This window comes from Pseudoalteromonas sp. J2K-J979 (genome assembly GCF_058169715.2).
In genome coordinates, this window is record NZ_CM200281.1 from 3,335,001 (window position 1) to 3,350,676 (window position 15,676).

The following is a 15,676-nucleotide window of genomic DNA, read 5'->3' on the forward strand; positions in this document are numbered from 1 at the left end:
CTTTCGACTGCTCAATGAATTCTGTTTATGACTGTGTAGCCACTCACTTTACTAAATTGAGACTCTAAATTTGTTGCTTCGCTACCTAAGTAACTTAGCTGTTAGAACTCAACCTGTACGAGTGCCCACACAGATGATTGCTTTATATTGTTAAAGAACGTTGCAGCGCCAACTCTAGGAGCTTGCTGCGAAGTGGAGCGCCATAATAAACGTTTCACTTTTCAAGTCAACACTTAATTTAAAATTCTTTTCAAAACCAAACTAAGTTTTAGTTAACTCTCTGATTCGACCTGCGCCTCGCTAAGCGTTGCTGTCTGCCGTCTCAGTGGGGTCGCATTATAGGGCGGCTAACTTTTTTGGCAAGGGTTATTTGCAGAAAAATGTAAAAAAGATCGCTTTAGGGCGAAATTAGTACGAAAAGCTCAAAAAGAAAGCTTTTAACCTATTACTGTACCTAGCCACAAATATAAATGAATCTTCTGCAGTCTTTATTTATGATATTTTTATACTTCTTACTGAATTTCCAACCACGAAAATACTATAACCTCCTTTGTGCGCGTCCAGTGTCGCTGTCTTAAATTATTTAAACATAAAAAAACCGAGCATAAGCTCGGTTTTTATCAATAACTAACTAAAAGTTAACTATTATTCTACGATAGTTGCTACAACACCAGCACCTACTGTACGGCCACCTTCGCGGATTGCGAAACGTAAACCTTCGTCCATCGCGATTGGGCAGATTAAATCTACTGTCATCTTGATGTTATCACCAGGCATTACCATTTCTACGCCTTCTGGTAACTCTACGTTACCTGTTACGTCTGTTGTACGGAAGTAGAACTGTGGACGGTAACCTTTGAAGAACGGAGTATGACGACCACCTTCATCTTTAGAAAGTACATAAACTTCTGAAGTGAATTTTGTGTGTGGCTTGATTGAACCTGGCTTACATAATACTTGACCACGCTCAACGTCTTCACGCTTAGTACCACGTAGTAATGCACCAATGTTCTCACCTGCACGACCTTCGTCAAGCAATTTACGGAACATTTCAACACCAGTACAAGTCGTTGTTACTGTGTCTTTGATACCTACGATTTCAACTTCGTTACCTACGTTGATGATACCTGCTTCTACACGACCTGTTACTACTGTACCACGGCCTTGGATTGAGAATACATCTTCGATAGGCATGATGAATGGCTTATCGATATCACGCTCTGGCTCTGGAATGTAGCTGTCTAGTGCTTCTGCTAATTCAATGATCTTGTCTTCCCACTCTTTCTCGCCTTCTAACGCTTTAAGCGCTGAACCCGCGATTAGTGGTAAGTCATCACCTGGGAAGTCATATTCTGAAAGAAGTTCACGAACTTCCATCTCTACTAATTCTAGTAGCTCTTCGTCATCAACCATGTCACATTTGTTCATGAATACGATGATGTAAGGTACGCCAACCTGACGAGAAAGTAGGATGTGCTCACGTGTTTGTGGCATTGGACCATCTGTCGCTGCAACTACTAAGATTGCACCGTCCATTTGAGCAGCACCAGTGATCATGTTTTTAACATAATCGGCGTGTCCTGGACAGTCTACGTGTGCGTAGTGACGAGTTGGTGTGTCATACTCAACGTGTGAAGTATTGATTGTGATACCGCGCTCGCGCTCTTCTGGAGCGTTATCGATTGATGCGAAATCTTTAGCAGTACCACCGTATACTTTTGCAAGTACGTTAGTGATTGCTGCAGTTAGTGTAGTTTTACCGTGGTCAACGTGGCCGATAGTACCAACGTTTACGTGCGGTTTTACGCGTTCAAACTTTTCTTTTGCCATCTTAAAAAATTCCTATAAAAGAAATTAAAGTCCGATCCAAACAGATCGGACCGAACTTAAATTACTTAACAGCGCGAGCTGCAATTATTACGTCTGCTACATTTTTTGACGCTTCACTGTACTTCACAAACTCCATAGCATATGAAGCACGGCCTTGCGTAGCAGAACGAAGATCCGTTGCGTAACCGAACATTTCAGATAACGGCACTAATGCATTGATTTGTCTCAATCCACCTGGCGCATCTTCCATGCCTTCGATTAAACCACGACGACGGTTTAAATCGCCTACAACATCACCCATGTTGTCTTCAGGAGTGATTACTTCAACCTTCATAATTGGTTCAAGCAATACAGGACTTGCATCAAGCGCACCTTTCCTAAAGCCCATAGAACCTGCGATTCTGAATGCCATCTCATTTGAGTCTACGTCGTGGAATGAACCATCAAATAACGTAACTTTGACACCCAGTAAAGGGAAACCAGCAAGTACACCATTTTGCATTTGCTCTTGAATACCTTTGTCTACCGCTGGTATATATTCTTTTGGTATAACGCCACCTACGATTTCATTAACGAATTCGTAAGTTGGGGAGTCATCATTTTCCATCGGGAGTGGCTCAATTTTAAGCCATACATGACCAAATTGCCCACGACCTCCAGATTGACGAATAAACTTACCTTCTACTTCGACTGATGAGCGGATAGTCTCACGATAAGATACCTGAGGTTTACCGACATTACATTCGACGCTGAATTCACGTTTCATTCTATCAACGATAATATCTAAATGAAGCTCACCCATACCAGAGATGATCGTCTGACCTGATTCTGCATCCGTATGAACGCGGAATGATGGATCTTCTGCAGCTAGTTTTCCTAGCGCGATCCCCATCTTTTCTTGGTCAGCATGAGTCCTTGGTTCTACCGCTACAGATATTACAGGCTCAGGAAATTCCATTCGCTCTAGTGTAATAATTGCATTTGGAGAACATAAAGTATCACCTGTGGTCACGTCTTTAAGACCGATAGCAGCCGCGATGTCACCAGCGCGAACTTCTTTGATCTCTTCACGAGAGTTTGCATGCATTTGGACTATTCGACCAAGGCGTTCTTTTTTACCCTTTACAGGGTTATAAACAGCATCACCTTGGTTAACAATCCCAGAGTAAACTCTAAAGAAAGTTAAGGTACCAACAAATGGGTCTGTTGCAATCTTAAAGGCGAGAGCCGAAAATGGAGCTTCATCTTTCGCCGGACGCTCTTGTTCAGTGTCATCTTCAAGGATACCTTGAATTTGTTTCACTTCTGTTGGCGACGGCATATATTCAATCACTGCATCGAGTACAGCTTGAACACCTTTATTTTTGAAAGCAGAGCCACATGTCATTGGCACTATTTCACCTGCTAACGTACGTTGACGAATAGCGGCTTTTATTTCTTCTTCACTTAACTCTTCACCTTCGAGGTATTTATCCATTAGCTCTTCAGTAGCTTCAGCCGCGCTCTCAACTAAATGAGAACGCCATTCTTCAGCTTCTTCTTGAAGGTCTGCTGGAATTTCTTCATAAGTAAAAGTCATTCCCTGGTCTTCATGATTCCAGTTAATAGCTTTCATCTTAATGAGATCAATGACCCCTTTGAAGTCTTCCTCTGCGCCAATTGCCATTTGAATTGGTACAGGGTTAGCTCCAAGGCGCGTTTTTATCTGCTCTACGACTCGGAAGAAGTCGGCACCTGCGCGGTCCATCTTATTTACGAAGATCATTCTCGGAACTTCGTATTTATCAGCCTGACGCCAAACAGTTTCTGTTTGAGGCTGAACACCAGATGAAGCACACAAAACAACGACAGCACCATCAAGCACACGCAACGAACGCTCTACTTCAATTGTAAAGTCTACGTGTCCTGGAGTATCAATAATATTAATACGATGGTCTGGGTATTGCCCATCCATGCCTTTCCAGAAACACGTGGTTGCAGCAGAAGTGATCGTGATACCACGCTCTTGCTCTTGCTCCATCCAGTCCATTGTTGCAGCACCGTCGTGTACTTCACCAATCTTATGCGAAAGACCGGTATAAAAAAGTACACGCTCAGTGGTAGTTGTTTTACCCGCGTCTACGTGGGCGCAAATACCAATATTACGGTAACGCTCAATTGGAGTTATACGTGCCATAATATCCTCTTAAAGACTAAAGGCAGATTACCAACGGTAGTGAGCGAATGCTTTATTCGCTTCAGCCATACGGTGAACGTCTTCACGTTTCTTAACCGCAGTGCCTTTATTGTCCGCCGCATCAAGCATTTCTTGAGCAAGACGTAAACCCATAGATTTTTCACCACGCTTACGCGCAGCATCTACGATCCAACGCATGCCTAATGCATTACGACGAACTGGACGTACTTCAACTGGTACTTGATATGTAGAACCACCAACACGACGAGATTTAACCTCGACTTGTGGACGTACGTTATCAAGTGCAGCTTCAAAGATTTCTAGGTGCGACTTGCCTGATTTCTCAGCAGCCACGTCTAGCGCACCATATACGATTTTTTCAGCAGTTGATTTCTTGCCGTCTAACATTAAAACGTTGACGAATTTAGCAAGAAGTTCTGATCCGAACTTAGGATCTGGTAGAATTTTACGTTGACCTATAACGCGTCTTCTAGGCATTTTTAATCTCCGGTTATCTTCAGGTTCGCTTTTTGAGCGACTCCCAAAACAAATATTTATTTCTTAAGTGCTTGGCCTTACTAACGGAGAACCATTAGCTCTTAGGACGTTTAGCACCATATTTAGAACGAGCTTGACGACGGTCACTTACGCCAGCACAGTCTAATGCGCCGCGAACAGTGTGGAAGCGTACACCTGGTAAGTCTTTAACACGACCACCACGGATTAAGATAACGCTATGCTCTTGAAGGTTGTGACCTTCACCACCGATATAAGATGTTACTTCGAAACCATTCGTTAAACGAACACGCGCTACTTTACGTAATGCAGAGTTAGGTTTCTTAGGTGTAGTTGTATATACACGAGTACATACTCCACGCTTTTGCGGACAAGCTTTTAGCGCGGCAGAGTTGCTTTTTACAACCTTACTGCGACGTGGCTTGCGCACTAGCTGGTTGATAGTTGCCATTAAATAGCTCCTAGTTAATTAATATCTACTGAAAAAAAAATCCGCCCTTTATTTCTCTGGCGAAATAAAGGGTGGCGGAATTTTAATGAGCAAAGTTTAACCTGTCAACCATAACAACACATATAGCAGTATATAACTGCTATATGTGGCCATAATGTTAAATTATTTGGCTTAGTTGTTACCAGACAGGTCAGCGTTTAATGCGTCAGTCAATGCTTGAGTTGCCTCTTCTGCACTAACTGATTGCTCTTCAACGAGTGAAGCATTATCACGCTCTTTACGACGCTTGATACGATCTTGGTGATACGCAAAGCCTGTACCGGCAGGGATCAAACGACCCACGATTACGTTTTCTTTCAGACCGCGCAACTCATCGCTCTTACCATTTACAGCGGCATCAGTCAGGACTCTAGTTGTTTCCTGGAATGATGCAGCCGAGATGAAAGATTCTGTTGCTAGTGATGCTTTAGTGATACCCATTAATTGGATTTCATATTTAGCTGGGATCTTACCTTCAATTTCTAAGTCACGGTTTGCAATATTTACACGTGCAACCTCAACTTGCTCTCCGGCCAAGAACTCAGTATCACCACCATCGATGATTAAACACTTACGAAGCATCTGACGAATGATGGTTTCGATGTGTTTATCATTGATTTTTACACCTTGCAGACGGTAAACATCTTGCACTTCATTAACAATGTAGTTTGCAACATCAGTTACACCACGAAGGCGTAAGATATCGTGAGGTGATTCTGGACCATCGGCAATAACTTCACCTTTAGACACTTGCTCACCTTCAAACACGTTAAGTTGGCGCCACTTAGGAATCATTTCTTCGTAATGATCACCTTCAGCAGGAGTAATAACTAAACGTTTCTTACCTTTAGTTTCTTTACCGAAACTAATGGCACCCGTGATTTCAGCAAGGATAGCTGGCTCTTTTGGCTTACGTGCTTCGAATAAGTCAGCAACACGTGGTAGACCACCCGTGATATCACGAGTTTTCGAACCTTCTTGTGGAATACGAGCTAAAACATCACCAGGGTTAACCGTTGCACCATCAGTTACTTCAATGGTGGTAAATGAAGGTAAGCGTGTTTCTTGTAAACCCGTCTCTTCACTTTCGATGATTAACTTAGGTTCTTTTGCGTTAACTTTTGATAAGTCTTTTACAACAACACGAGTAAGACCTGTTAGCTCATCAGTTTGCGCTTCAGTATTTGAATCATCAATATCGCTAAACGTTACTTTTGATACACGCTCAACAACGATTGGGTGACTATGCGGGTCCCATGTTGCAACGATATCGTTACCAGCAACTGACGCACCATCTTGCACAGAAAGCACAGCACCGTAAGGTACTTTGTAACGCTCTTTCTCACGACCGTGATCATCAATAATAGTGATCTCAGTCGAACGAGAAGTTATCACGATTTTGCTATCTGTATTGAGTACGTATTTAGCATTATGTAGCTTCAATGTACCCGGGTTTTTAACCTGAACACTGTTTTCAGCTGACGCTCTAGATGCAGCACCACCGATGTGGAATGTACGCATCGTAAGCTGTGTACCTGGCTCACCGATTGACTGTGCAGCGATAACACCCACAGATTCACCAGCGTTAATCAGATGACCACGAGCAAGATCACGACCATAACACTTAGCACAAACACCAAAGTCATTATCACATGTGATTACTGAACGTACGCGCACTTCATCAACTGAGTTATCTTCTAATAGGTCACACAGTTTTTCGTTAAGCATCACATTACGCTCAACTAATACTTCGTTTGTGCCAGGCTTAAGAATATCTTCTGCGACAACACGCCCTAAAACACGCTCACGTAACGGTTCAACAACATCACCACCTTCAATAAGCGGTTTCATTGTTAAGCCATCTTCAGTGCCACAATCATCTTCGTTAATGACCAAATCCTGTGCAACATCAACTAAACGACGAGTTAAGTAACCAGAGTTAGCTGTTTTAAGTGCTGTATCGGCAAGACCTTTACGCGCACCATGCGTCGAGATAAAGTACTGAAGTACGCTTAGACCTTCACGGAAGTTTGCGGTGATTGGCGTCTCAATGATTGAACCATCTGGACGTGCCATTAGACCACGCATACCCGCCAACTGACGGATCTGAGCAGCACTACCACGAGCACCAGAATCGGCCATCATGAATACAGAGTTAAATGAATCTTGTTGCTCTTCTTCACCTTTCGCGTTAATAACAGTATCTTTCGATAAGTTGTCCATCATCGCGCGAGATAAGTTTTCGTTTACACGAGACCAAATATCGATAACTTTGTTGTATTTTTCACCCGCAGTTACAAGACCAGATTGGAATTGTTGATTGATTTCATTTACTTCATCTTCAGCAGAAGAAATCATTTCACCTTTAACTGGCGGGATAACTAAGTCATTGATACCAATTGATACACCAGACTTCATTGCATAATGGAAACCGGTATACATTACTTGGTCAGCAAAGATAACTGTATCTTTTAAGCCTAGACGACGATAACACTCATTTAACAAACCAGAGATTTGCTTTTTACCCATCGCGCGGTTGATTAATTCAAACGGCATACCTTTAGGTAAAATCAATGACAATATTGCACGACCAACAGTCGTGTCATAAATCGAAATACGATCTTCTGAATTACCATCAACGTCAGTAATTGTTTCTGTAATACGGACTTTCACACGAGCATGTAAGTCTGCAGTACTTGTTCTGTACGCTTTTTCAGCCTCTTTTGGATCTTTAAAAACTGCACCTTCGCCTTTCGCATTAATGCGATCGCGCGTCATGTAATAAAGACCTAAAACAACATCTTGTGATGGAACGATAATCGGTTCACCATTTGCAGGTGATAAGATATTATTCGTCGACATCATAAGCGCACGCGCTTCTAACTGTGCTTCCAATGTTAACGGTACGTGTACCGCCATTTGGTCACCATCGAAATCGGCATTATAGGCCGCACATACTAAAGGATGAAGATGAATTGCTTTACCTTCAATTAGTACAGGTTCAAATGCTTGGATACCTAAACGGTGAAGTGTCGGTGCACGGTTAAGTAGTACAGGGTGTTCACGGATAACTTCATCTAAGATATCCCACACTTCAGGTACTTCACGCTCAACCATTTTCTTCGCAGCTTTGATTGTCGTAGCCATGCCACGCAATTCTAATTTGCCGTAAATAAATGGCTTAAATAATTCAAGTGCCATCTTCTTAGGAAGACCACACTGATGCAATTTAAGTGTTGGACCTACTGTAATTACAGAACGGCCAGAATAATCAACACGCTTACCTAGTAAGTTCTGACGGAAACGACCTTGCTTACCTTTAATCATGTCGGCAAGTGATTTTAAAGGACGTTTGTTAGAACCGGTAATTGCACGACCACGACGACCATTATCAAGTAGCGCATCCACCGCTTCTTGTAACATACGCTTTTCGTTACGTACGATAATGTCTGGTGCCGCTAAGTCTAGTAAACGCTTAAGACGGTTATTACGGTTGATCACACGACGGTATAGATCATTCAGATCTGAAGTCGCGAAACGGCCACCATCTAATGGTACTAATGGGCGTAAATCAGGTGGCAATACTGGCAACACCGTCATGATCATCCATTCAGGGTTATTACCTGATTGATGGAATGATTCCATTAGCTTTAAACGCTTAGTGATTTTCTTACGCTTAGTTTCAGAGTTAATTGTTGGTAACTCTTCACGCATTTCAGCAATCAACTGACCAAGATCTAGTTCACGAAGCAAATCTAAAACCGCTTCAGCACCCATCTTAGCTTCAAATTCGTCACCATGCTCTTCAAGCGCATCTAAGTACTCTTCTTCATTAAGAAGTTGCGAGCGCTCAAGTGTTGTCATGCCTGGTTCAGTCACAACAAATGATTCGAAATAAAGTACACGTTCAATATCACGTAATGTCATATCAAGCATTAAACCAATACGCGATGGTAATGATTTTAAAAACCAAATATGTGCCACTGGGCTCGCTAATTCGATATGACCCATACGATCACGACGAACTTTAGTAAGCGTTACTTCAACACCACATTTTTCACAAATCACACCACGGTGTTTAAGGCGCTTGTATTTGCCACATAAACATTCGTAATCTTTAACTGGGCCGAAGATACGGGCACAGAATAAGCCATCACGTTCTGGCTTGAATGTACGGTAGTTGATTGTCTCAGGTTTCTTTACTTCACCGTATGACCACGAACGAACCATATCTGGAGAAGCAAGACCAATTCGAATCGCATCGAACTCTTCGGTCTTATTTTGTTGCTTCAGAAACTTAAGTAAGTCTTTCACCTTAGCTCTCCTGTCGGAGGTTAATCTTGGGGGCGAATACGCCCCCCCATTCAATGAGTCGATTTACTGTGCCTATTTTAAGGCACAGTAACTGACTTATACTTCTTCCAACTCGATGTTGATACCTAGTGAGCGAATCTCTTTCAACAATACGTTGAACGATTCTGGCATACCAGGTTCCATCTGATGGTTACCGTCTACGATGTTCTTATACATCTTAGTACGGCCATTAACGTCATCAGACTTAACAGTTAGCATTTCCTGAAGTGTGTAGGCAGCACCGTATGCTTCAAGTGCCCATACCTCCATCTCACCGAAACGCTGTCCACCGAATTGCGCTTTACCACCCAGCGGTTGCTGAGTAACTAAGCTGTATGAGCCTGTAGAACGCGCATGCATCTTGTCATCAACTAAGTGATTTAATTTCAGCATGTACATGTAACCAACCGTTACATCACGCTCAAATCTGTCACCCGTACGACCATCAAACAATGTAACCTGGCCGCTTGATGGGTAACCACCTAGCTCAAGCATCTCTTTAATTTCGCTTTCTTTCGCGCCATCAAATGCTGGAGTAGCAATTGGTAAACCACCACGTAAGTTTTGCGCTAAACGACGAACTTCATCATCAGAGAAACTTGCAATATCCACTTTTTGACGACAATCACCTAAAGCATATGCTTTTTGGATAAACTCGCGTAATTCATGTAATTCACGCTGTTCTTTAATCATGTCATCAATACGTTCACCGATACCGCGAGCAGCAAGACCCATGTGGGTCTCTAAGATCTGACCGACGTTCATACGTGAAGGTACACCTAGCGGGTTAAGTACGATATCAACACCGCGACCTTTTTCGTCATAAGGCATATCTTCAACTGGTACGATTGTCGAGATAACACCTTTGTTACCATGACGACCGGCCATTTTATCACCCGGTTGGATGCGACGCTTAACAGCAAGATACACTTTTACAATTTTCAGTACGCCAGGTGCTAAATCATCACCTTGTGTGATTTTGCGACGTTTTACTTCAAACTTTTTATCGTATTCGGCTTTTAATTCATCGTATTGAGCAGCTAATTGCTCTAACTCAGCTTGCTTTTCTTCATCAGCTAAGCTTTGTGTTAGGATTTTCTCTGAAGATAAACCAACTAGTTTTTCTTCATCAATGCCCGCACCAATTAATAATTGACGTGCACGAGCAACTACACCCGCTTCAAGAATACGGAATTCTTCATTGAAGTCTTTTTTCGCTTCACGAAGTTGCATGTCTTCAATTTCAAGCGCACGTTTATCTTTTTCAACACCATCACGTGTAAAGACTTGAACATCGATAACCGTACCCGTCACAGAGTTTGGTACACGAAGAGAGCTATCTTTTACGTCTGATGCTTTTTCACCGAAGATAGCACGTAGTAGCTTCTCTTCAGGAGTTAGTTGTGTTTCACCTTTAGGTGTCACTTTACCAACAAGGATGTCGCCGCCTTTCACTTCTGCACCAATATAAACAACACCTGACTCATCAAGCTTGCCTAAAGCAGATTCACCAACATTTGGAATGTCGGCAGTGATTTCTTCTGAACCTAACTTAGTATCACGCGCAACACACTGAAGTTCTTGGATATGAATCGTTGTTAAACGATCTTCTTGAACAACACGCTCTGATAATAAGATTGAATCTTCGAAGTTATAACCATTCCATGGCATGAATGCCACGCGAAGGTTTTGGCCTAACGCAAGATCACCTAAGTCAGTAGAAGGACCATCAGCTAGCACATCACCGCGGGTAATAGGCTCACCCACCATGACTGTTGGCTTTTGGTTAATACATGTATTTTGGTTCGAGCGCGTGTATTTAGTTAAGTTATAGATATCGATACCTGCTTCACCAGGTACACGCTCACCTTCATTAACATTAACAACAATTCGGCTCGCATCAGCATAAGTAACTTGACCGCCGCGCTTCGCAACGATAGTTACCCCTGAGTCTTTCGCTAAAGTTAATTCAATACCAGTACCAACTAGCGGCTTATCCGCAATGAGTGTAGGTACTGCTTGACGTTGCATGTTTGAACCCATTAATGCACGGTTAGCATCATCGTGTTCAAGGAATGGAATAAGTGCAGCCGCAACAGAAATTACCTGCTGTGGTGATACATCCATATATTGCATATCAGCACGTCCCATAAAGGTTGATTCACCTTTAAAACGACATGGAATTAACTCATCTTCAAATTCGTTTGAATCTGTTAAGTTTGCATTCGCCTGAGCGATAACGAAACGACCTTCTTCAATTGCAGAAAGGTAATCAACATCATCTGTTACAACACCATCAACTACTTTACGGTAAGGCGTTTCTAAAAAGCCAAACTCGTTAGTACGGGCATAACAAGATAAAGAGTTAATTAGACCGATATTCGGTCCCTCTGGAGTTTCGATAGGACACACACGACCGTAGTGAGTTACGTGTACATCTCGCACTTCAAAGCCAGCACGTTCACGAGTTAAACCACCCGGACCTAATGCTGAAATACGACGTTTATGCGTTACTTCAGATAATGGGTTATTTTGGTCCATGAACTGTGATAACTGAGATGAACCGAAGAATTCTTTAACCGCAGCAGAAATAGGCTTAGCGTTGATTAAATCTTGTGGCATGATTGCATCAAGATCACCTAAGCTTAAACGTTCACGTACAGCGCGTTCAACTCGAACTAAACCTACACGGAACTGATTTTCAGCCATTTCACCCACAGAACGAATACGACGATTACCTAAGTGATCGATATCATCCACATCACCTTTACCATTACGAATATCAATTAAGACTTTCATAACAGCAACGATATCTTCCTTACTTAACGTGCCATTACCTGTACCTTCAGGATGTTCCACGCGGCTATTGAACTTCATACGACCAACAGTCGATAAGTCATAGCGCTCTTCAGAGAAGAATAAGTTTTGGAATAAAGCTTCTGCTGCATCACGCGTTGGTGGCTCACCAGGACGCATCATACGGTAGATTTCAACAAGTGCTTCCAAACGGTTTGTCGTTGAGTCAATACGTAACGTATCTGACATGTACGCACCGCTATCTACATCATTGATGTAAAGCGTATCAATACGGTTGAAACCAGCTTTAACAAGTTCAGCCATTAATTCTAGCGTTAGCTCAGCATTGGCTTCTGCAATGATTTCACCGCTTTCTTCGCTGATATAATTGCGCGCTAATACACGGCCAATAATGTATTCATGCGGCACTTCAAGCTGAGTAACTTCTTGCTTCTCAAGTTGCTTGATATGTCTTGCCGTAATACGGCGACCGGCTTCAACAATAACTTCGCCATCATTATCTTTGATTTCAAACTGCGCAACTTCACCACGTAAACGCGAAGGAACTAATTCCATCAACACTTTACCATTAGCTACTTCGAATGCAGTCTTTTCAAAGAAAATCTCGAGCATTTCTTCATTTGAGAATTCAAGAGCACGCAAGATAATACTTGCTGGCAACTTACGACGACGGTCAATACGCACGTATAAGCTATCTTTTGCATCAAATTCAAAGTCTAACCATGAACCACGGTAAGGAATAACACGTGCATTATAAAGCACCTTTCCTGACGAGTGAGTTTTACCGCGGTCGTTATCAAAGAATACACCAGGGCTACGGTGTAGCTGAGAAACGATAACACGCTCAGTACCATTAATTACAAAAGTACCTGTATCTGTCATGAGCGGAATTTCGCCCATGTAGACTTCTTGCTCTTTGATGTCTTTTACTGTGCCGGGTGCTTCTTTGTCCATCAACACTAAACGCAACTTAACGCGTAGTGGTGCAGAATAAGTGACGCCGCGAATTTGACATTCCTTTACATCGAATACTGGCTCACCAATACGATAACTTACGTATTGTAGCTCAGAGTTACCCGAGTAACTTTTAATAGGAAATACGGAACGGAAGGCTGCTTCCAAACCGTGGTTGCCTTCAGCGTCCGGACTCAAGAATTTTTTGAACGATTCCAACTGCGTTGACAGTAGAAAAGGTATATCTAACACCTGTGGGCGTTTACCAAAATCCTTACGGATACGTTTCTTTTCAGAATAAGAGTAAGCCATGGGGTTCCTCAGCTTGCTGATCTTTGACCCTACCTGCTCAATGCAGAGCAGACTAACTGGCATCTATGCCAAGAATATTTACAACTTTATGTACTACTACAATAAAACAATAAATTTCACTTATAAGGGCATAAAACCATTATTTTATTAAGTAGATTTTGCTCTGTAGGAATACATCACTCTACAGCGCAAAAAGGCCGGTGATTAAATAATCACCAGCCCTTGCCTGATAAATCAGGCAGGTAACCTAGCAAATGCTAGATTACTTGATATCAACTGTAGCACCAGCTTCTTCAAGATCTTTCTTAAGAGCTTCAGCTTCGTCTTTAGAAACAGCTTCTTTGATTGGAGTAGGAGCAGCTTCAACAAGAGCTTTTGCTTCTTTAAGGCCAAGACCAGTTGCACCACGTACAGCTTTGATCGCAGCAACTTTGTTAGCGCCAGCAGCAGTAAGAATTACGTCGAATTCAGTTTTCTCTTCAGCAGCTTCAGCAGGACCAGCAGCAACAACAGCAGCAGCTGCAGTTACACCGAATTTCTCTTCCATTGCTTCAACTAGTTCAACAACTTCCATTACAGACATAGCTGCAATTGCGTCAAGGATTTGGTCTTTAGTTACAGACATTTCAAATTTCCTAATTATATGAATCTTATGATTATCGATAAGACTCTAAAAAATATATTACACCAATAAAAAACAATTGCTTATAAAATTAAGCAGCTTGCTCTTCTTTTTGTACACGTACTGCTTCAATTGTTTTACACAATTTACCGGCAGACGCTTCTTTCATAGCGCTCATTAAGCGTGCAACTGCTTCGTCGTAAGTAGGTAGCTTAGCAAGCATTTCTACGTTAACAACTTGGCCATCAAAAGCGGCTGATTTAAGCTCAAAATCTTTATTTTTCTTTGCGAATTCAGAAAAAATACGCGCTGCAGCACCTGGGTGCTCAGAAGAAAAAGCGATTAAGCTAGGACCAACTAATGACTCACTTAAACACTCAAAAGGAGTACCTTCAACCGCACGCTTAGCAAGAGTGTTACGAACAACCCTCATCCAAACGCCAGCTTCACGTGCTTCTTTACGAAGTGCAGTGATTGCGCCAACAGTTACACCACGAGAATCTGCGATTACTGCAGATTGAGCACCTTTGGCAGCTTCTTGGACTTCAGCAACAATTGCTTTTTTGTCTTGAAGATTAATGGCCATGGGTGTTACTCCTGGTTCTAATAGGGGAAAATCCCCTGTTTACTCTACTTCAACTAAATAAATTAGAAGAAGATGCTTTTTACGGCGAGAGCCAGAAGATTAGGAAAAATCTATCTGGGGATTCACACCGTCTACGTAGGACAATTAAGTAGCTAAAATTAGCGACACCTACGGTCTTGGACGGAAGCCCAATTTATCGCTTTACCCTAAAAGGGCGCACCGAAATTATGGACTTCAACCCGAATTCTTTATGTAGGAACTTTCCTACAAAATGGCGCAAAATTATAGTTTAAATTTTGCGCCATGTAAACAACTTAAACTACTTGAGTAACTAAAGTCGCTTGGTCAACAGCCACACCTGCGCCCATTGTTGTAGAGATAGTTACTTTTTTCACGTAAGTACCTTTAGCTTGAGCAGGCTTAGCCTTCTTAAGCGCAACAATTAGAGACTCAAGGTTTTCTTGAAGCTGTTTAGTATCGAAGTCCACTTTACCGATAGTAGTGTGGATGATACCGTTTTTGTCGTTACGATAGCGAACCTGACCAGCTTTAGCGTTTTTAACAGCTTCAGCAACGTTAGGAGTTACAGTACCAGTCTTAGGATTTGGCATTAAACCACGTGGACCTAAGATTTGACCTAATTGACCAACAACACGCATAGCGTCTGGAGATGCAACGACAACGTCAAAGTTCATTTCGCCTTTTTTCACTAAGTCAGCAAGGTCATCCATACCTACAAATTCAGCACCGGCTTCTTTTGCAGCTTCAGCATTTGCACCTTGAGTGAATACAGCAACACGTACATCACGACCTGTTCCATGTGGTAACACTGTTGCGCCACGAACGTTTTGGTCAGATTTACGAGCGTCAATACCAAGATTTACTGCAACGTCAACACTTTCAGTGAATTTAGCTGTCGCTAATTCTTTTAATAATGTAACTGCTTCATTGATATCGTACTCTTTAGTGCCATCAACTTTTTCGCGAATAACACGCATACGTTTAGTAAGTTTAGCCATT

The 15,676-nt window shown here is 42.2% G+C and carries 9 protein-coding genes; all 9 read right to left on the minus strand.

Translation table 11 applies throughout. The features are described from left to right. Window positions 1–645 precede the first annotated feature (645 nt). The 9 genes from tuf to rplA all read right to left on the minus strand — a co-directional run bounded on the left by tuf (window position 646) and on the right by rplA (window position 15,675). Complete coding sequence (gene tuf, locus AC3KVK_RS15245) at window positions 646–1,830, minus strand: elongation factor Tu (protein WP_518526918.1); 1,185 nt, start codon at window positions 1,828–1,830, stop codon at window positions 646–648. Window positions 1,831–1,891: 61 nt separating this feature from the next. Then, window positions 1,892–4,006, minus strand: coding sequence for an elongation factor G (gene fusA, locus AC3KVK_RS15250; protein ID WP_490313715.1), 2,115 nt, complete (start codon window positions 4,004–4,006; stop codon window positions 1,892–1,894). A 27-nt stretch (window positions 4,007–4,033) separates the two neighbouring features. Then, window positions 4,034–4,504: a 30S ribosomal protein S7 gene (gene rpsG / locus AC3KVK_RS15255; RefSeq protein ID WP_086746058.1), complete on the minus strand. Its 471-nt coding sequence runs from the start codon at window positions 4,502–4,504 to the stop codon at window positions 4,034–4,036. A gap of 94 nt (window positions 4,505–4,598) precedes the next feature. Next, window positions 4,599–4,973, minus strand: a complete 375-nt coding sequence (gene rpsL, locus AC3KVK_RS15260) for a 30S ribosomal protein S12 (protein WP_086746059.1) — start codon at window positions 4,971–4,973, stop codon at window positions 4,599–4,601. 171 nt (window positions 4,974–5,144) lie between these two features. Continuing rightward, a complete protein-coding gene (gene rpoC, locus AC3KVK_RS15265) occupies window positions 5,145–9,326 on the minus strand; it encodes a DNA-directed RNA polymerase subunit beta' (protein WP_490313714.1) in 4,182 nt (1,393 codons plus the stop codon). Between the two features lie 96 nt (window positions 9,327–9,422). Continuing rightward, complete coding sequence (gene rpoB / locus AC3KVK_RS15270) at window positions 9,423–13,448, minus strand: DNA-directed RNA polymerase subunit beta (RefSeq protein WP_490313713.1); 4,026 nt, start codon at window positions 13,446–13,448, stop codon at window positions 9,423–9,425. A 262-nt stretch (window positions 13,449–13,710) separates the two neighbouring features. Then, window positions 13,711–14,073 carry a 50S ribosomal protein L7/L12 gene (rplL, locus tag AC3KVK_RS15275; protein ID WP_490313712.1) on the minus strand — a complete coding sequence of 121 codons (363 nt, stop codon included), beginning with the start codon at window positions 14,071–14,073 and terminating at the stop codon, window positions 13,711–13,713. A gap of 88 nt (window positions 14,074–14,161) precedes the next feature. Next, window positions 14,162–14,656 carry a 50S ribosomal protein L10 gene (gene rplJ / locus AC3KVK_RS15280; protein ID WP_490313711.1) on the minus strand — a complete coding sequence of 165 codons (495 nt, stop codon included), beginning with the start codon at window positions 14,654–14,656 and terminating at the stop codon, window positions 14,162–14,164. 314 nt (window positions 14,657–14,970) lie between these two features. After that, on the minus strand, window positions 14,971–15,675 hold the full coding sequence (gene rplA, locus AC3KVK_RS15285; RefSeq protein WP_490313710.1) for a 50S ribosomal protein L1: 705 nt from the start codon (window positions 15,673–15,675) through the stop codon (window positions 14,971–14,973). Between the last annotated feature and the right edge of the window lies 1 nt (window position 15,676).

Coding starts and splice junctions, on each gene's coding strand:
- tuf (WP_518526918.1), bottom strand. CDS start 1,830: ATGGCAAAAGAAAAGTTTGAACGCGTAAAACCGCACGTAAACGTTGGT.
- fusA (WP_490313715.1), bottom strand. CDS start 4,006: ATGGCACGTATAACTCCAATTGAGCGTTACCGTAATATTGGTATTTGC.
- rpsG (WP_086746058.1), bottom strand. CDS start 4,504: ATGCCTAGAAGACGCGTTATAGGTCAACGTAAAATTCTACCAGATCCT.
- rpsL (WP_086746059.1), bottom strand. CDS start 4,973: ATGGCAACTATCAACCAGCTAGTGCGCAAGCCACGTCGCAGTAAGGTT.
- rpoB (WP_490313713.1), bottom strand. CDS start 13,448: ATGGCTTACTCTTATTCTGAAAAGAAACGTATCCGTAAGGATTTTGGT.
- rplL (WP_490313712.1), bottom strand. CDS start 14,073: ATGTCTGTAACTAAAGACCAAATCCTTGACGCAATTGCAGCTATGTCT.
- rplJ (WP_490313711.1), bottom strand. CDS start 14,656: ATGGCCATTAATCTTCAAGACAAAAAAGCAATTGTTGCTGAAGTCCAA.
- rplA (WP_490313710.1), bottom strand. CDS start 15,675: ATGGCTAAACTTACTAAACGTATGCGTGTTATTCGCGAAAAAGTTGAT.